Here is a 17,973-nt window from a genome sequence, read left to right as displayed (position 1 = left end):
AGCCACGGCCCGGTGCGGGGCGCGTACCCGTACACGGGGGCGCGCGCTGGTGCGCAGGGGGCGTGCGGGACGGCGGATGCCACTCTTCCGGAAGAATTCCGGGACCGGCTTGCACGATCGGGCGTGATTTCCGATGGGGTGGTGATGGGGGGCGCTTGCCGCTCCACGGCTGCCGCACACGGGGGCGATCAGCCGAACACCCCACACACCACTTGGAAGGTTCCGCGCCGCAGTGAATGTTGCCGAGATTGTCGCCCTCGCGCTGATAGTCACCACCACGGTCCGTGTTTTCTCGAGCGATGTGACACCCACCGCCCTGGAGGGCGGCGACGAGCAACGGTGGGGGAGTGCATGAGCGAAGGCGAGTTCGACCCAGCGGGGGACCAGACGGTCTCCAGTGAACTGGCGGGCGTCCTGCCCGTCGAGTTCACCGCTTTCCACTCCCAACAGCACCGCGCGTACCTGCGCTACGCCCACCTCCAGCTGGGCAACGCCAAGGACGCGCAGGAAGTCGTCGACGACGTGTTCACCTTCCTCCTGAAGGTGTGGCGCCAGGCCCTCAAGGAGGCGAGCCTGCACGGCTTCGCCTGGGCGGTGCTGCGCGAACACGTCGAACGCCGGCTGGCGGCCCTCGGCCGCCAGGTGGCTATGGTGGAGACGGCGTGGTTCTCGGCCCTGCGCCGCTCGTCGCGGGAACGGCTCGAGCTGCTGGAGTCCAAGCTCGGCCTGTACGCGGCCATCGCGGAGCTGTCCGAGCGGCAGTACGACGTGGTGCTGCTGGCGTTCCTGCTGGGCAACGACTCCGACACGGTCGCCCGGATGATGGGGATCTCCCCCGCGACGGTCCGTTCGCACGTACGCGGCGCACGCCGAACCCTGTCCCGCAAGCTCGGGGTGGACTGGATCCCCGGAGAGGAGAAGGACCAGTGAGCGACATGCCCGCTGACCGTGACATGCCGCTGTGCGAACTGGACGCGGCCCTGAAGAACGCCGCGGTGCTCGCGGAGGAGTACGCGGGCTACGACGAGGGCGCCGCCCGGCGCCGGATCGCCCGCCGGATCGTGGCCGACCGGGCCCGCTCCGCGATCGGCGGCGCCACCGGCCCGGACCTGCCCGCCCGCGGGCAGACCGCCCCCGCCGAGCACGACGACCTGGTCCTCGACGCCGCCTGCCACGTGCGGGCGGCCCGCGTCCTGGACGACGTCACCTGGTCCCTCGTGGAGAGCCGGGACTTCGCGGAACTCGCCCTGCACGCCGAATCCTGGCCCCACGGAGTGGACTCGGCCCTGCTGTTCGGCTGTCTGCTCCACCTGACGGAGCGGACGGAGGGCGCGCGGTTCTGGTTCCAGTACGCGGCCGGGGCGGGCTCCCGGACCGCGGCGCAGTGCCTCTACCTCCACCACCTCTCCCGCGCGGAGGTCCGTACCGCCCGGCACTGGAAGCAGCAGGCCCGGACCCTGCCCGCCGAGGAACACCTGCCGCACCTGCCGCAGATCCCCGAGGACCTCGAAGCGGCCCTGGCCGCCTCCGTGATCTGGACCTCCCCGCCCATCACCACCCAGGACCTCAGCTCCCTCACCAGCGGACCCGGCCGGGCCGCGCGGCCGCCCTACCGGCTGCCCGCACGGCTGCGCCAGGCGGTCGCGGCCCGCCCCAACCACGAACACCCCGACCTGGGGGACGTGTTCACCCCCAGCCCGCCGGTCGCCGTGGCCGTGGCACACCACGCACGCCTCAACCCCCTGCACCTGACGGGCGAGGCGAACGCGTGGGCGCTCGAAGCGCTCAAACAGCCGCACCTGACGCACGCCGCCCGCAAGAGTCCCGAAGGACAGCCCGCGCCCGCCGCGCTGGAATCCGTACACCAGGCGCTGCGCGTCCTGGAGGTGGTCAACCGGTACTCGGGCGGCGTCAGCCTCACCCAGGTCGCCCGCGAGACGAAACTGCCGCAACTGGTGATCGCCCGGGCCGTGGAACAGCTCGTCCGCGCCGGCCTGGCCGCGCCGACCGGGCCCGACGCCTACATCGCAGGCAACGCCCTGCTGCTGACCGACGCGGCCGGAGGCGAGGGGCGCGGCCACCTCAAGGAGACACTCGCCTGGGTCCGCGACGCCGTCGGCGCCGCCGTCTACGTGGCCCGCTACACCGACGGCGAGGTCTCCATCACCCAGTACGCCGACGGCCCCGGCACACCCGTGGTCGAGGAATGGGTCGACTTCAGGTCCGCCGCCCACGCCTCCGCCGTCGGCAAGGCCCTGCTCACCCAGCTCGACTACGACGACAGGAAGGACCACCTGGACCGCCACCGGATGTCCAAGTTCACCCCGCACACCATCGGCAGCGAAAAGGCCCTCTTCCACCAGCTCGACACGCGCAGGCCCAATGCCCCGCTGCTCGACCTCCAGGAGTACGCCCTCGGCACGGTGTGCGCGGCCGTCCCCATCACCTCGGGCCCGAACCCCGAATGCGTGGCCCTGTCCATCCCCGTCCCCGATCCCGGCCGGCTGAGGCAGGCCGCCCGGATCCTGCAGAGCGAGGCCGCCGCGGTGTTACTCGCCCTCATCGTGGCCGGCAGCGCGCAGCCCGCCCCGGCACCGGTCGTCAGCGCACCCCCCGCCCCGGGACCCCAGTGGTTCCGGGCCGCGGCGGCCGGCGAGGCCGCTCCGGCCGGACTGCACAGCCCCTTCCTCTCCACCACCGTCTAGCGACCTGGCCGGCCCCGCACCCGGGGCCGGCCCTCCGGCACCGACGACGCGCCGGAGCGGGCCGGGGCATCCGCGCCCCGGCCCGCTCCGCCGCGCGTCAAGCCTTCCGCCGGCCGAGACCGGCCACGACCAGCAGGGCCGCGGCGATCACGATGGCCGCGTCGATCGCCAGGACCAGCCGCACCCCGTCGAACAGGGCGTCCTGCGTGGTGGCCAGGACACCGAGCAGCGGGATGCCGACGGTCAGGCCGACCTGCTGGGTGGTGGTCACCAGACCGGTGGCGAGCCCCTGCTCCTCGTCCGGCACACCGCTCGTCACGATCACCCCGTACGAGATGATCGAGCCGAGGTGGCCCATGCTGGCCACCGACACGGCCAGGGCCGCGAGCAGGGCCCCCGAGTCCGTGCCCATGCCGAGCAGCGCGGCGGTGAAGGCACCCTGGGCGAGCAGGGAACCGATCAGGACGCGGCGGGCCCCGAAGCGGCCGATGAACCGGGGGGCGTACGCGCCGGCGAGGGCGGAGGTGACGCCCTGCACGCCGAAGACCAGCCCGGTCAGGAAGGAGGACAGGCGCAGCGTCTCCTGGAGGTAGAGGGTCAGCACGAAGACGACCGTGGACATCATCGCGAAGGTCACCAGGCCACCGATGTTGCCCCACGCCACCGTGCGCCGCCGCAGCATCGGCAGCGACACCAGCGGGGCGGGGGACTTCGACTCCACCACCACGAACGCGGCGAGCAGTACGAGCCCGGCCGCGAGAGTGGCGCGGACGTCGGCGCCGCCGAAGCCGCGCTCGGCCGCCGTCGACAGGGCGTAGATCAGGGCGAGGAGACCGCCGGTGACGGTGACGGCGCCCGGCACGTCGAGGCGCGGCCGCTCCGGGGTGCGCGACTCGGACAGCAGACCCGGCGCGAGGAACAGGACGAGCAGCCCGGCGACCGCGAGCAGGCCCATGGTGGAACGCCAGCCGAGGGTGTCGGTCATGACACCGCCGAGCACCATGCCGACGGTGAAGCCCAGGGACAGCAGGGTGCCGGAGATGCCGAGCGCCTTGTCGCGCAGCGGGCCCTCGGGGAACGTCGTGGTCAGCAGCGACATGCCGGTCGGCACGATGACGGCCGCTCCCAGGCCCTGCAGGGCGCGCCCGGCCAGGAAGGAGGCGGGGTCCCAGGCGAAGGTGGCGAGCAGGGAGGCCGCGGTGAAGGCCGCGAGGCCGGCCAGGAACAGCTTCTTGCGGCCGTACAGGTCGCCGATCCGGCTGAACAGCAGCAGGAAGCCGCCGGAGGGCAGGGTGAACGCGGTCACCGCCCACTGGAGGCCGGACTGGCTCAGGCCCAGGTCCTTGCCCAGCGCGGGCAGCGCCACGTTCAGGACGGAGAAGTCGAGCGCCACCATGAACTGGGCGGCGCAGAGCACGAAGAGGACCAGCTTGGCCCGGCCGGTGAGCCGGGGTGTGTTCTCGGGTGCCGCCGTGTGCGGCCCGCTGACCGCGGGGGTCCGTGTGTCTGTCGTCATGGGCACCACCCTCGCGGCGCGGGAATGCCCGTGAAGAGTGGGAACTTATCCTGTTGGTGGCACCACCAGGGAGCCGAACAGGGGGAATTCGTGGCAACGCCGATCGACCAGCACCGCCGGGCGGAGCTGCGGGAGTTCCTGATGAGCCGGCGCGCGAGGATCTCGCCGGCCGAGGCCGGGCTGCCGGACGGCGGGGCCCGCCGCCGCACGCCGGGGCTGCGCCGGGAGGAGGTCGCCGTGCTGGCGGGGGTCGGTGTGTCCTGGTACCAGTGGCTGGAACAGGGCCGCGACATCACCGTCTCCGGACAGGTGCTGGACTCCGTGAGCCGGGTGCTGAAGCTGACCAGCGCCGAGCGGCGGCACCTGTACGTCCTCGCGGGGCTCAACCCGCCGGCGCTTCAAGTGGCCCCGGGGGACCGGGACATGTGCGACGGCCTGCGGCGGCTGATCGAGGCCTGGATGCCCTTTCCCGCGCACATCATGGACACCTACTGGAACACCGTGATGTACAACGACGCGGCCGCGCTGGTCTTCGGGATGAGCCCGGAGACCGTGCAGAACTGCCTGATCGCCTTCTTCACCGACCCGATCTACAAGGACCGTTCCCCGCAGTGGGACCGGGTCGCGTGCGATGTCGTGGCCCAGTTCCGGGCGGCCTGTTCGGAGCATCCCGGGGACGACGGGTTCCGGGCGGTGGTCGCCGAGGTGCTCGAACTCAGTCCGGAGTTCGCCGCGTTGTGGAGGCGCCGGGACATCCGCCCCGGCGGCCAGCTGCAGAAGCGGATGCGGCACCCGGTCGTCGGAGCGCTGCACGTGGAGTCGACCCAGCTGCGGGTCCCGGCGCGGCCCGACCTGTCGATCGTGCTGCACACCCCGCTGCCGGGCACGGACACCGCGGAGAAGCTGGAGTGGCTGACCTCGCCCGAGGGGCGGCGCGGGCTGATGTACCCGGTGGCGGGCTGAGCGGCTCAAGCGCCGGGGGAGGAGCCGCGGGAGCCGAGGGCGGCCACCGCGCCGACCATGCGGTCCCAGAAGAGCTCCGTGTCCAGGGTCGTGCCGACCCGCGCGTTGACCGGCCGGCCCACGTAGTCGTGGAGGTCCACGACGGTGGCGCCGCGGGTGTAGCGGCCCTGGAGCTCGACCACGACGTTGGCGTCCGCGCAGCCCACGATCGCCGGGTCGATCACCCGGGCCACCGCCACCGGGTCGTGCAGCGGCGGATGGGGCATGCCCCACAGCCGGCGGTACGCGGAGGCGAAGTAGGTGAGCAGTTCCACGCAGACGGAGCCGATCTCGGTGCCGAGGGCCTCGAAACGGGCCAGTACCTCGGGCGTGGCGAGGGCCTGGTGGGTCACGTCGAGCCCGCACATGGTCACCGGTACGCCGCTGCCGAACACGACGGCGGCGGCCTCCGGGTCGGTGTAGACGTTGAACTCGGCCGCCGGCGTGCGGTTGCCCGGCCCCACCGAACCTCCCATCAGCACGATCTCGCGGATGCGGGCGGCGCTGCCGGGGTGGCGGGTCAGCAGCAGGGCGATGTTGGTCAGCGGGGCGGTGGGGACCAGGGTGACCGGTTCGGGGTGCTCCATGAGGATCCGGTGGATGAGGTCCACCGCGTGCTCGGGCGCCAGGTCCACCGTCGGCGGCGGGAACCGCGGTCCGTCCAGCCCCGATTCGCCGTGCACGTCCGCGGCGACGGCCAGCGGCTGGAGCAGCGGCCGGTCGCAGCCCGCGGCGACGGGCACGTCCGTGACGCCGGCGAGGGTCAGGACCCGGCGGGCGTTGAGGGTGGTCTTCTCCAGCGTCTGGTTCCCGGCGACGGTGGTGACGGCGAGGAGGTCGACGCCGGGATCCCCCGCCGCCAGCATGATCGCCAAGGCGTCGTCGTGTCCGGGGTCGCAGTCGATGATGATCGGAACGGGCACGCGCTGGACCTCCTCGTGGGCCTGGGCGGCCCAGTCTGCCGCCGGACGGCCGCGCGGGCCGCCCCTTACGAGCCAAAACACGGCCGGGGCGTGGCGGACATCGCCCCCCGGCGCGCGATGTGATGGTCGGATGACTGCCCCGGACGGGGGTCGCGTACGGGGTGGCGGGGGTCGTGGCTGCCGCGCCTGCGCCGATGGCCGCGGGGAGTGTGGAACGGTTCGTGCCGATCACGCACAGCAGCGATCGGAAGGACTCCCCATGCTCAGAACGGTGTTCACTGCCGGCGCGGCCGCCGCGCTCGCCGCTGCCGCCCTCGCGCCCTCCGCGGGCGCCGCGCCCGTCGGCCCGGTCCCCGCCCCCGCCGGCAAGATCGCCACCGTCCCGGCCCCCGCACCCCCCGGCCAGATCACCATCGACGTGGTCCAGGTCAACGGTTCCGGCTGTCGCCCCGGCACCGCCAACGTCGCGGTGTCCCCGGACAACACGGCGTTCACGGTGACGTACAGCGAGTACCTCGCCCAGGTCGGCAAGGACGCCAAGGCGACCGACTTCCGCAAGAACTGCCAGCTCGGCCTCAGCGTGAACGTGCCCCAGGGCTACACCTACGCGATCGCCAAGGCCGACTACCGCGGTTTCGTCAGCCTCGCGCCCGGCGCGAGCGCCACACAGAACGCCACCTACTACTTCCAGGGCATGAGCCAGTCCGCCTACCGCAGCCACTCCCTGATCGGCCCCTCCGAGGGCAACTGGCAGGTGTCGGACGCGGTGCCCGTGGAGGCCCTGGTCTTCCACCCCTGCGGGGCCAAGAGGAACCTGAACATCAACACCGAGCTGCGTGCCCAGGTCGGCTCCTCCGACGCGGCGAACACCACCAGCTTCGTCGCGATGGACTCCACCGACGGCAGCTTCAACACCGTGTACCACTTCTCCTGGAAGACGTGCCCGCAGCGGCGCTGACACCGGCCGGACCGCGAGGGGCCGCACCCGGGATCTTCCCGGGTGCGGCCCCTCGCGCATGCCGGGAGCTGGTGTGAAGAGATGTCATTGGGGACGTTCGGGTGGGAATGTCCCGCCCCGGCAACCGGATGCGGAGAGTGATCAGTCATGACGTTCAGTGATGACTCCACTACCGGGAGGTCCGATGAGCACCGTGAACACCGCACCGACGTACGGACTTTCCTCCGGGACGCCGCAGTGGGCGCTCGACCCCTACCGTTTCCCGGGCCTTCAGGACCTGGACGAGCCCGAGGTCCCCGCGGAGTCCGCGGAGTCCGCGGAGTCCGCGGACCCCGCGGGGGAGTCCGCCGAAGGCCCCCACCCGGCCTTGCGCCGGCCCTGATCGGGAAGCGGAAGCTCCGGTTACTCGCGAGGAAACCCGCCCTTTGGCTATGGTGAGCGCCCTCCGGTCAAAGGCCCCTTCGGATCCCATGCCCAGTCAGGGATCCGGGTGGCGATCGAAGGATGTCCCGCCAATCCGGGACGTAATCTGCATCCAGAGCGACGTGCTGTCGGCAACACCGCCCGACGTCGGCTCAATGCGAGCCGGCCTGCGTTCGTCCCGCCACCCCGGGGCTGGAGCGCGGCGGTCCTCTCATTCACCTACCTCGCGAAGGCAAGGCAGAGATGGCAAGAGCCACCAGACAGTCCTCCCGGCAGTCCGCACGACAGGGCGTGCACCCCGTCGACGAACTCCTCCCGTTCCCCAAGCTCGCCCTGTACGGCTTCCAGCACGTGCTCGCGTTCTACGCGGCGGCGGTCATCGTCCCCGTCCTCCTCGGCAACGCGCTCGGACTCAGCCGACAGGAGCTGGTCCACCTCATCAACGCGGACCTCCTCACCTGCGGCATAGCCTCGATCATCCAGGCCCTCGGCGTCTGGAAGGCCGGTGCCCGGCTCCCCCTCGTCCAGGGGGTCACCTTCACCGCGGTCTCACCCATGATCGCCATCGGCCTTGGCGCCGGCGGCGGCACCGCCGGCCTGCTCGTCGTCTACGGCGCGGTGATCACGGCCGGCATCGCCACCTTCGCCTTCGCCCCGCTCTTCAGCAGGCTGGTGAAGTACTTCCCGCCGGTCGTCATCGGCACGATCCTCACCGTCATCGGCATCACCCTCATCCCCGTGGCCCTGCAGGACGCGGCGGGCGGGGCCCACCTCATCGGCACGTCCGCGTACGGGTCGGCGAAGAACCTCGCGTACGCGCTGGGCACCCTGCTCTTCATCCTGGCCCTGGTCCGCGTCGGCCGGCCCTTCCTCAGCAGCCTCGCCGTCCTCCTCGGACTCGTCGCCGGAACGGCCGTCGCCTGGCTCTTCGGGGACGTGGACTTCGGCGCCGTGGCGCAGGCCGACTGGATCGGGGTCACCACCCCCTTCCACTACGGAATGCCGCGCTTCGAACTGCTCCCGATCGCCGCGATGCTCGTGGTCATGCTGATCACCATGGTGGAGACCACCGGCGACGTCTACGCCATCGGGGAGATCACCCGCAAGAAGGTCGACGCCGACACGGTCGCGCGCGCCCTGCGCGCCGACGGCGTGGCGACGGTCCTCGGCGGCGTCCTGAACTCCTTCCCCTACGTGGCCTTCGCCGAGAACATCGGCATCGTCCGGATGTCGAAGGTCATGAGCCGCTACGTCGTCGTCGCGGCCGGCGTGTTCATGGTCGCGCTCGGCCTGCTGCCGAAGGCGGGCAGCCTGGTCGCCTCCGTCCCGCACCCCGTGCTGGGCGGGGCGGCGGTGTCCATGTTCGGCATCGTCGCGGCCGTCGGCATCCAGATCCTGGCCAAGGCCGACCTGCGCGAGGAGCGCAACACCCTGATCCTCGCGGTCAGTCTCGGTGCGGCGCTGCTGCCCACGACGGTCAAGCCCTTCTTCGAGCGCATGCCCGACGACGTCCGGGCCGTGCTCGACAGCGGGATCACGCTCGGCGCCCTCACCGCCATCCTGCTGAACCTGCTCTTCAACGTCTTCACGAGCCGCAGCACGATGGAGATCGACTGGGACGACGTCGACATCGAGGAGGACGGCCCGCCCGGGCGGGCGGTCGCGGCACCGGCCCGTTGACCGGCCGGCGGGCCGGGAGGGGAGTCCGTACCCCTCCCGGCCCGCCCGGGTGCGTCCGCCGGCCCGCGTCAGCCGCCCGCCGGGTGGCGGGGCGCGGCTTCGCCCTGCTCGCCTACCAGTTCCCAGAAGTGGTCGGCCAGGCGGCGCAGGTAGGCGGACCGCTCCGCGGCCGTCTCCTTCAGCCTGGCGTCGTCGTTGCGGGCGACCAGGTGCCCCATGTACCGCTCGGAGAAGGCGGAGAGCTCCGCGTGCATCGTCCGCAGCGCGTCGCCCACGCTCGTCGCGTCCACGGAGACGATCTCCACCACGGGATCGACGTGCGCCTTCCAGCGTCCGGCCACCGCCGCCCGCAGGTGCTCCTCCAGCTCCTGCGCGCGGCCCGTGACCGTGGTCAGCGCGCGCAGGGACAGCCCCAGGGCCTCCACCAGCACCCGGGTCTGCCAGGAGTCCCCGTGCCACTGCCCCGACGCCTCCGCGGCGCGGTACTCCGACGGGTCCATGCCCAGCCGGTACGCCAGCCGCTCCACGCTCAGCCGGCGGGCCAGCCGGAACTCGGCGAGCGTCCTCGGCGCGGTTCCCATCAGGGTGGCCGCGTCGCACCACAGCACATCGGCCAGGGCGAAGAGGTGCTGGTCGGAAGGGACGTGGGAGCCCTGCTCCCATGCCGCGACCATGGCGGGATGGACCGGGCTCCCGCAGGCCGCCATGGCCTCGGCCACCTGAACGGTGCTCAAACCCATGCGGGCGCGCGCGGATCTGGCCCCGGCAGGGGAAAACGGAGTGCTGTACACGTACACGCCACCTCTGGGAAACGGAATGCTGAACGAACACCAGGCGCGGGCACAGTAACAGATGTTCAGAAGGTTGTAACCGTTAATTACCCTTTATTTCAAAGGCCTTGATGGGTGATCTCTCGAATGATCAGCGACCAGTCGGAGACTCTTCCAGTGGAAGCGGAATCTTCTTTCCAGGCTCTTCCGAAGCCAGCGAGGAGGCGAGCGCGGCGGCCGCCAGGGCGAGCGCCGGCACCAGGAACAGCGCGGTCCGCAAGCTGCTGTGGGAGGCGAGGAAGCCGATCAGCGGCGGTCCGGCGAGGAAGGCGAAGTAGCCGGTGGTGGACACCGTCGCCACGGCGGTCCCCGCCGGGGCGGCGGGGATCCGGCTCGCCCCGCCGACCACCAGCGGGAAGGACGCGGAGATCCCGAGTCCGACCGCGCAGAACGCCACCGCCGCGGCCGCCGGATGTCCGGACAGCAGCACCGCCAGGGCCCCCGCCGCGCTCAGCAGGGCCCCGCAGCGCACGACGCGCACGGGACCGAACCGCCCGGCCGCCCGGTCGCCGCCGAACCGCCCGGCCGTCATGGCCAGCGCGAAGGCCGCGTATCCGGCGCCCGCCGGACCGGGCCCCGCGCCCAGCGAGTCGGCCAGGTACACGCTGCCCCAGTCGGTCATCACCCCCTCGACCAGCAGCACGCACAGGCCCAGCGCACTGAGCGGCAGCAACCGGGCCGCACCCCCGCCACCGCCCCCGCGCCGGGGTGGTGGCGCCGGCGGGGGCGACGCCGCCGGGTGCAGGGCGGCCACCGCCAGCCCGGCGGCGGCCACCCCCACGACCGCGGACACCGTGAACTGCGTACGCGCGGCCACGCCCCCGGCGGCCGCGGCGGTGCCGAGCAGCGCGCCCGCCAGCGCCCCGGCGCTGAACAGGCCGTGGAAGGACGAGAGCCTCGCCCGGCCCGTGCGCCGCTCCAGATCCACCGCGTGGGCGTTCATGGCGACGTCCAGCGCCCCGACCGACGCCCCCAGGACGACCAGGCCCAGCAGCAGCCCGGTCAGCGAGCCGGCCAGCCCGGGCAGCGCGATGGCGGGGGCGTAGACGAGGGCGGCGCACCGGGCGACGGGCCTGCTGCCGAAACGGTTCACCAGCAGGCCGGCGGCGGGCATGGCCGGTACGGACCCCAGCGCCACCCCGAGCAGGGCCGTGCCGAGCTGACCGTCCGACAGCCCGAGCTGCTCCTTGACCTGCGGGATGCGCGGGGCCCAGCTCGCCAGGACGATCCCGTTCAGGAAGAAGACCGCGTACAGGGCGGCCGTGCCCCTGCCCCTCGCGCCGCTCACCGCAGGGCGGGCAGCACCGGGAGGCGGATGCCCGTACCCTCCGGGACCAGATCGTGCACCGAGGCGGCGGGATGGGAGGGCGCGCAGGTGAAGGCCTCCGCGTACCGGACGCCCGCCTCCAGGCCGCGGCGCGCCGCCTGCTGCCTGGTCAGGTCCAGGAAGTCGGCGCCCTTGCGCTCCTTGCGGGCGCTGTTCTGGCTGGTGTGCTCGGCCAGCATCGCCTCCTTCACCGCCATGGTCTGCGTGATGTCCACCCACAGGTCCGGGGTGCCCGCGTTCGTCCCCAGCAGGGTGTCCATGTGGAAGAGGGGAGGGACCCGCTCGGTGGCGGGGCTCCCGGTGGAGAGGGCGGGCTCGCGGGCCAGCAGCCGTGCCGCGCCGACGAGCCGGCTCACGGCGCGGTGGTCGGGGTGGTAGTCGTCGGGGTGGTGGGCGAGGACGACGTCCGGCCGGACCCGGCGCAGCACCTCGACGACCTGGCGGCGGGTGTCCGCCGTGTCGAAGAGGAAGCCGTCCGGCTGTCCCAGCCAGAGCAGTTCCGCGCCGAGCACGCCGACGGCCCGCCGCGCCTCCTCCTCGCGGACCGCGGCCGTCTGCGCGGGGGAGAGGGTGCGGGAGCCGAGTTCGCCGTTGGTCGCGATGGCGACGGTGACCTCGGCCCCCTGCCGGGCGTAGTGGGCGAGCGTCCCCGCGCAGAAGAGCTCGACGTCGTCGGGATGGGCCCCGAAGGCCAGGATGCGTACTGCTGTCACGCTCGGCTCCTCTACCGGTAGCGCTGGGCGGCGTCCGAGAGGACCCGCGCGAATCCGAGGACGCTGCTGTCGGTGAGGAAGCGCCGCAGCACGCGCTGGTGGCCGTTCCTGCCGAGCTCCTGCGCGTAACCGCGGTCCGAGAGCAGCCGGTTGACCGCCTCCCCGAGCCCCCGCAGGTCGCGGGGGTCCGAGAGCAGCAGTCCCGTGGCGCCGTGCTCGACCTGCTCCCGGATGCCCCCGACGGGGGCGGCGACCACGGGCCGCCCCTTCCACGCGGCCTCGGACACGGTCAGGCCGAAGCCCTCGGCCAGGCTCTTCTGGATCACCACGGCCGAGTGGCGCTGGATGGCGTTGACGGTCAGCGCGTGCTCCGACGGGTTGCCGGTCGGCACCTGGACGAGGTGTACGCGCCGCCCCCGCCGGCCGAGGCCGGCCCACACCTGGCGGCACTCGGCGAAGACCCGCTCGGCCTGCCGGTCGCCCCTGGTCTCCGGGCCGACCAGCAGCAGGTGGGCGCCGAAGGCCGGATCGACGTACTCGGCGAAGGCCCGGATCACGCCGGGGATGTCCTTGACCCGGTCCCAGCGGCTGACCTGGGTGACCAGGGGCGCGCCCGCGGGGGCCGGACCGCCGCCCCGCACCACGCGCGCGGGATGGCGTACCAGGAGGTCGGTCAGGGCGTGCCGCCCGGGAGGGGCCCCGCCGGCCTCCTCGATCAGCCCGGCGGCGGCCAGCAGACGGGACGGATCGGTGCCGGGGTGCAGCGGGATGTTCTTGGGGGACAGCGGATCGATGGACGGCTGCAGCACGCGGCGGTCCACCGCCGGAAATCCGGCGGGCAGGACTCCCGCATAGGAGGTGATGTGGCAGTGCGCGGAGGAAATGTAGCGGTGCAGGAAATCCCATCCGTGCGCGGCGAGGTCCTCCCGCAGCGCCGTTCCGATATGGGCCCGCCACAGCACCGTGCAGCCCGCCGCGCGCAGATGGGGAATGAGCCCGGCGGTCTGGTGGTCGTGGACGACGACGATGGCACGCCGGCCGATGGCCGGGGCGAGCCGCGCCGCGTATTCCGCGCACGTCCGCTCGTACATCCGGCGGCCCCGCTCCAGGTCCGCGGCATCGGCCTCCGGCGCCACGCCGCACAGCCGGTAGTACAGGGACTTGGTGAACGCGCGGAATTCGGGCGGACCGTCGAGGGTGGTCCAGCGGGTGGAAATGCCCTCGCCCGCCAGGTAGGGGAGATTGGCCCGCAGGAGTTCGGCGACACCGCCGCGGGCCGGGTTGTCGCTGATGTGCCATACGGTGCGCCCGTCGAGCAGGTCGCGCACTCCGTGCAGGGTGCCCCGTACGGTCTCCGTGCGCTCGGTCCCCACGAACGGCTCGATCCAGTCCAGCGGCGTGCGGGGCAGCTCCACCTCGGGTGCGGCCGGTGTCCTGGCGGGGGAGGGAAGCGGCCGGGAGCCCGGTAATCGCCTCCCGTGGGCCTGCTGGGCCCTTCCCGGCGGGCGGGACCCCAGCTGGACCGACAGTTTGTGCAGCAGCCTGTTTCCATGGCGCAGACGTGTCACGGTATTCGCCTTCCCGGGAGGGTCGGGGTGGACGGTGAGGGGAAAGCCGCTCGACCCGTGGTCGAATTCCGGCCGCTCCGGCCTGTTGTGGCCGTGGGGAAATCCCCGAGCGGAAAAACGGTCGCGGGCGGCGGGGAAGTGAGGATGTGTCGGCATATGGAGGAATCCGCGTCGCCCCGCCCCGATCCTGACACGGGGTCCACAGTCGCGACATGTGTTCCCGCACACGCGGTGAACGCACGAACGGGCCCCCGGGGTCGCCCGTCCGGTGTACGGGAGGGCTCCCATCAGGGAATTCTCCGCGAGCGTGGCGGGCCGCCCGGCGGGCAGCCGGGAATGCCGTTGACGAAGTATTAGCGAGAACGCACCGAGAAGGCCGGGCGCCCTTTGTCCGCGGTACTCCTCCCCGCCCCCGGCGCCTGGTGACGGGACGCTTCGCGCCGCATCGCGCATGGTCCCTCGCCGGTGCGCCGCAGGGGCTTACGATCTCGACGGACGGTCCCCTCCCGCGACCGCCGCTCCCCCCGCACCCGTGGAGGTCAACCGTGTTCCGGACGGCCGAAGGACACCGCAGTCACCGAGACGGCGGCCACCGCCACCCCTCCCGCAGGCGCCTGCGAGCCCTGGCCGGCGCTGCCGCCGCCGCGGGCATGTTCCTCGCCGTGGGCTGTTCGTCGGGTGACGGCGGACCGGGGGAGGCGGCAGGGGGTGTGAGCGTCGTGGAGAAGGGCAAGCTGACCACCTGCACGCACCTGCCCTACCCGCCGTTCCAGTTCGAGCGGAACGGCAAGGTCGTCGGCTTCGACGTCGCCCTGATCGACCTGGTCGCGAAGAAGCTCGAAGTCGAACAGAAGATCCTCGACACGCCGTTCGAGAACTTCAAGACGGGCGCCTTCCTCAACTCCGGCCAGTGCGACCTCGCCGCGGCCGGCATGACCATCACCGACGAGCGCAAGAAGAACGTCGACTTCTCCGTCCCCTACTTCGACGCGACCCAGGCCCTGCTGGCGACGAAGAAGAGCGGCATCACCTCCCTCGCCGACCTCAAGGCCAAGGGGAAGAAGCTGGGCGCGCAGGCGGAGACCACCGGCGAGAGCCACGCCAAGGCCCAGGGCTTCAACCCCGTCGCCTTCGAGAGCTCGGACGCGGTGCTCAACGGCCTGCGCACCGGCCAGGTCGACGCGGTCGTCATCGACTACCCGGTCGTCCAGGGCTGGCTCAAGGACCCGGCGAACGCCGCCGAGTTCGTCCTCGGACAGAACATCGAGACCGGCGAGAAGTACGGCTTCTCGGTGAAGAAGGGCAACACCGCCCTCCTCGCCGCGATCGACAAGGCGGTCACCGACGCCAAGGCCGACGGCACCTACAAGAAGATCTACGAAGAGTGGATCGGCCCGCTGCCCCAGGCGACGTCGTGACCTCACGGCTCACCCGGCGGCAGCGGCGCCGCGTCTGGCAGGGCGTCCAGTACGCGGTGTTCGCGGCCGTGCTGGTCCTGGTCGGCGTACTCGCCGACTGGGGCCGGCTGCAGAACCAGTTCGCACAGACGGACCTGGCCCTCCGGCTCTTCCCGAAGATCATCACCGTCGCCCTGCGGAACACGGTGGTGTACACCCTCTCCGGGTTCCTGTTCGGGCTGGTGCTCGGCCTGGTCATCGCCATGATGAGGCTGTCCTCGGTGGCCCCGTACCGCTGGGTCGCGAGCGTCTACATCGAGCTGTTCCGGGGCCTGCCCGCCCTGCTGATCTTCATCTTCGTCGGCGTGGCGGTCCCCCTGGCCTTCCCCGGCACCGCCATCCCCGGCGGTACGTACGGGAAGGTCGCACTCGGCCTCGGCCTGGTCGCCGCCGCCTACATGGCGGAGACGATCCGCGCGGGCATCCAGGCCGTGCCCAAGGGGCAGATGGAAGCGGCCCGCTCGCTGGGCTTCTCGCACGGCCGGGCCATGGTGTCGGTGATCATCCCCCAGGCGTTCCGCATCGTCATCCCCCCGCTCACCAACGAACTGGTCCTCCTCTTCAAGGACTCCTCACTGGTGCTCTTCCTCGGCGTGACGCTGGAGGAGCGGGAACTGACCAAGTTCGGCCGGGACCTCGCCAGCGAGACCGCGAACTCCACCCCCATCCTCGTCGCGGGCCTGTGCTACCTCCTGGTGACCGTGCCGCTGAGCTTCGTGGTGCGCCGGCTAGAGGCCCGTGCCGACAAGGCCACGTGAGGAACCGATGCCACAGACGACGGGAACGGGCGACACGATGGGCAGCGACCGCCCGGAGATCGAGATCCGGGGACTGCACAAGTCCTTCGGCGACAACCACGTCCTGCGGGGCATCGACCTCGACATCGGCCGTGGCGAGGTGGTGTGCGTCATCGGGCCCTCCGGCTCGGGCAAATCCACCCTGCTGCGCTGCGTGAACCTGCTGGAGGAGCCGACTCGCGGACAGGTCTTCGTCGGCGGTACGGAACTCACCGACCCCGACGTGGACATCGACGCCGCGCGCCGCCGCATCGGCATGGTCTTCCAGCAGTTCAACCTCTTCCCGCACATCAGCGTCACCGCCAACCTCACCCTCCCGCAGCGCAGGGTCCTGGGCACCGGCAAGGAGGAGGCCGCGGCCGTCGCCCGCGAGAACCTGGAGCGCGTCGGCCTCGCGGGCAAGGCGGACGCCTACCCGGCCCAGCTCTCCGGCGGCCAGCAGCAGCGCGTCGCGATCGCCCGCGCCCTGTCCATGGGGCCCGAGGTGATGCTCTTCGACGAGCCGACCTCGGCGCTCGACCCGGAACTCGTCGGCGAGGTGCTGTCGGTCATGCGCGTCCTGGCGGGGGAGGGGATGACCATGATGGTCGTCACCCACGAGATGAGCTTCGCCCGGGAGGTCGCGGACCGGGTCGTGTTCATGGACGGCGGCGTGATCGTCGAACAGGGGCCCGCGGAACAGGTCGTCACCCGTCCGCGGCACGAACGCACCCGCGACTTCCTCGACCGCGTCCTCGACCCGGCGGCGGCCGAGGCACCGGCCGGCGATGAAGCCCCGCCGGAGGACTGAGGCTGCGGAGGCCCGCGGCTACTTGGCCGAACGCCGCAGCAGATAGGCCCCGGCGGCCGAGACCAGGACCGCCATACAGGCGATGAACACCAGCCCCGCGCCCTCCAGCCCGATCGGCTCCACCAGCACGCCCACCCCGATCACCGGCACCGAGATGCCCGCGTACGCCACCACGAACAGCGTCGAGATCACCGCGGCGCGCCGGTCGGCCGGCGAGGCCCGCGCCACCACGGACAGCGCCCCGCGGAACGCCAGCCCCTGACCGGCCCCGCCGACCAGCGCGCTCAGCACCACCAGCGCCAGCAGGTCCCAGTACAGCGCGCCCGCGAGCAGCGCGAGCCCGGCGAGGAGCCCCGCGCAGCCCAGCGGCAGCGACCGCCGCGCACCGACCCGGCCCACGGCCAGCTGCCCCGCCGTCGACGCGAAGAAGGCCAGCGCGACGACCAGCCCGCTCACGGCGCGGTTGTGCACCCCCAGGGACTGCGCGAGGAAGGCAGGGCTGACCGAGGTGAACACACCGAACAGCGCGAACCCGACGAACGAGGCGATCGCCGCCGGCCCGAACACCGGCCGCACCGGCGGGGGCAGCCCCGGCCGCTGCGGCCGTACGGTGGCCAGCGCCCGCCGCTGCCGTACGGTCTCCCCGAGCCCCAGCAGGACCGCGACCGACACCGCCACCAGCACGAGGTGCACGGTGAACGGCAGGTACAGCGGCTGCGGCGCGTACTGCGAGAGCAGCCCCGCCAGCAGCGGACCGCAGCCCAGGCCGCCCATGTTCGCGGCCGTCGCCACGAACGTGGCCCGGGCGCCGCCGCCCGGCGGGGCCGACTCGATCACGTAGGCCGTGGCGGCCCCGGTGAACAGCCCGGCGGACAGCCCCGACAACAGCCGCCCCGCGTACAGCCAGCCCAGCCCGGTGGCCAGCAGGAAGCACCCGGCGCTCGCCGCCGCGAACCCCAGCCCCGCCAGCAGCACCGGCCGCCTGCCCACGGCGTCGGAGGCGTTGCCGGCCAGCAGCAGCACCCCGATGACCCCGAAGGCGTACACGGCGTACACCACGGTGACGGTCAGCTCGGAGAAGCCGAACTTCTCCTGGTAGAGGCCGTAGAGCGGGGTCGGCAGCGTGGTGCCCGCCATGCACACGGCGAACACCGCCCCGCCGAGCACACACTGCCGCCAGCCCCGGCGCATCCGGTCCATGCCGCCGAAGGTAACCCCGCGCCCCACCCCGGCCCCGCCCCGCGCGCCCGAATCGCCGGGACGTCGCCCACCCGCCACGCCACC

The 17,973-nt window shown here is 72.4% G+C and carries 15 protein-coding genes and 1 pseudogene; 9 read left to right on the top strand and 7 right to left on the bottom strand.

Features of this window, described 5'->3' with window-relative positions; translation table 11 throughout:
• The first annotated feature begins 351 nt into the window (after positions 1–351).
• Both ACZ7IF_RS00655 and ACZ7IF_RS00650 read left to right on the top strand, forming a co-directional pair.
• Positions 352–930 carry an RNA polymerase sigma factor gene (locus ACZ7IF_RS00655; protein WP_241253482.1) on the top strand — a complete coding sequence of 193 codons (579 nt, stop codon included), beginning with the start codon at positions 352–354 and terminating at the stop codon, positions 928–930.
• Positions 931–1,799: 869 nt separating this feature from the next.
• Positions 1,800–2,567: pseudogene (locus ACZ7IF_RS00650) on the top strand (IclR family transcriptional regulator); the annotation flags it as partial.
• A gap of 235 nt (positions 2,568–2,802) precedes the next feature.
• On the opposite strand, the gene ACZ7IF_RS00645 reads toward ACZ7IF_RS00650, so the two are convergent.
• Positions 2,803–4,221 (bottom strand): MFS transporter, encoded by a 1,419-nt coding sequence (locus ACZ7IF_RS00645; RefSeq protein WP_470960952.1) that lies wholly within the window; start codon positions 4,219–4,221, stop codon positions 2,803–2,805.
• Between the two features lie 141 nt (positions 4,222–4,362).
• On the opposite strand from ACZ7IF_RS00645, the gene ACZ7IF_RS00640 reads away from it, so the two are divergent.
• Positions 4,363–5,184: a helix-turn-helix transcriptional regulator gene (locus tag ACZ7IF_RS00640; RefSeq protein WP_470962256.1), complete on the top strand. Its 822-nt coding sequence runs from the start codon at positions 4,363–4,365 to the stop codon at positions 5,182–5,184.
• A 5-nt stretch (positions 5,185–5,189) separates the two neighbouring features.
• On the opposite strand, the gene ACZ7IF_RS00635 is transcribed toward ACZ7IF_RS00640, so the two are convergent.
• Complete coding sequence (locus ACZ7IF_RS00635) at positions 5,190–6,146, bottom strand: nucleoside hydrolase (RefSeq protein WP_470960950.1); 957 nt, start codon at positions 6,144–6,146, stop codon at positions 5,190–5,192.
• Positions 6,147–6,405: 259 nt separating this feature from the next.
• Between ACZ7IF_RS00635 and ACZ7IF_RS00630 the strand changes: the two genes are divergently transcribed.
• The 3 genes from ACZ7IF_RS00630 (at position 6,406) to ACZ7IF_RS00620 (ending at position 9,207) form a co-directional block, all read left to right on the top strand.
• On the top strand, positions 6,406–7,104 hold the full coding sequence (locus ACZ7IF_RS00630; protein WP_470960948.1) for a DUF4360 domain-containing protein: 699 nt from the start codon (positions 6,406–6,408) through the stop codon (positions 7,102–7,104).
• A gap of 184 nt (positions 7,105–7,288) precedes the next feature.
• Positions 7,289–7,486, top strand: a complete 198-nt coding sequence (locus tag ACZ7IF_RS00625; RefSeq protein WP_470960946.1) for a hypothetical protein — start codon at positions 7,289–7,291, stop codon at positions 7,484–7,486.
• Between the two features lie 284 nt (positions 7,487–7,770).
• Positions 7,771–9,207: a nucleobase:cation symporter-2 family protein gene (locus tag ACZ7IF_RS00620; protein ID WP_470960944.1), complete on the top strand. Its 1,437-nt coding sequence runs from the start codon at positions 7,771–7,773 to the stop codon at positions 9,205–9,207.
• A gap of 68 nt (positions 9,208–9,275) precedes the next feature.
• Here ACZ7IF_RS00620 and ACZ7IF_RS00615 read toward each other — a convergent pair whose 3' ends face one another.
• The 4 genes from ACZ7IF_RS00615 to ACZ7IF_RS00600 all read right to left on the bottom strand — a co-directional run bounded on the left by ACZ7IF_RS00615 (position 9,276) and on the right by ACZ7IF_RS00600 (position 13,492).
• The gene (locus tag ACZ7IF_RS00615; protein WP_470960942.1) at positions 9,276–9,947 is read right to left on the bottom strand and encodes a transcriptional regulator; all 672 of its coding nucleotides are present in this window, start codon (positions 9,945–9,947) and stop codon (positions 9,276–9,278) included.
• Between the two features lie 181 nt (positions 9,948–10,128).
• Positions 10,129–11,325 (bottom strand): MFS transporter, encoded by a 1,197-nt coding sequence (locus ACZ7IF_RS00610; RefSeq protein ID WP_470960940.1) that lies wholly within the window; start codon positions 11,323–11,325, stop codon positions 10,129–10,131.
• A complete protein-coding gene (locus tag ACZ7IF_RS00605; protein ID WP_470960938.1) occupies positions 11,322–12,077 on the bottom strand; it encodes a PIG-L deacetylase family protein in 756 nt (251 codons plus the stop codon). The genes ACZ7IF_RS00610 and ACZ7IF_RS00605 overlap by 4 nt, the downstream gene beginning before the upstream one ends.
• Positions 12,078–12,088: 11 nt before the next feature.
• Positions 12,089–13,492, bottom strand: coding sequence for a glycosyltransferase (locus ACZ7IF_RS00600; RefSeq protein ID WP_470960936.1), 1,404 nt, complete (start codon positions 13,490–13,492; stop codon positions 12,089–12,091).
• 803 nt (positions 13,493–14,295) lie between these two features.
• On the opposite strand from ACZ7IF_RS00600, the gene ACZ7IF_RS00595 reads away from it, so the two are divergent.
• From ACZ7IF_RS00595 to ACZ7IF_RS00585, 3 genes are read left to right on the top strand one after another with little or no spacing between them, the layout of a single operon-like run.
• Complete coding sequence (locus ACZ7IF_RS00595) at positions 14,296–15,063, top strand: ABC transporter substrate-binding protein (protein WP_470962253.1); 768 nt, start codon at positions 14,296–14,298, stop codon at positions 15,061–15,063.
• The gene (locus ACZ7IF_RS00590) at positions 15,060–15,860 is read left to right on the top strand and encodes an amino acid ABC transporter permease (RefSeq protein ID WP_470960934.1); all 801 of its coding nucleotides are present in this window, start codon (positions 15,060–15,062) and stop codon (positions 15,858–15,860) included. The genes ACZ7IF_RS00595 and ACZ7IF_RS00590 overlap by 4 nt, the downstream gene beginning before the upstream one ends.
• Positions 15,861–15,897: 37 nt before the next feature.
• A complete protein-coding gene (locus ACZ7IF_RS00585) occupies positions 15,898–16,689 on the top strand; it encodes an amino acid ABC transporter ATP-binding protein (protein WP_470962250.1) in 792 nt (263 codons plus the stop codon).
• 18 nt (positions 16,690–16,707) lie between these two features.
• On the opposite strand, the gene ACZ7IF_RS00580 is transcribed toward ACZ7IF_RS00585, so the two are convergent.
• Entirely contained in the window at positions 16,708–17,889 is a 1,182-nt protein-coding gene (locus ACZ7IF_RS00580) for an MFS transporter (RefSeq protein ID WP_470960932.1), read from the bottom strand.
• Positions 17,890–17,973 lie beyond the last annotated feature (84 nt).

The organism is Streptomyces sp. NPDC037421, assembly GCF_055602105.1.
This window is presented reverse-complemented; position numbering and strand designations above follow the sequence as displayed.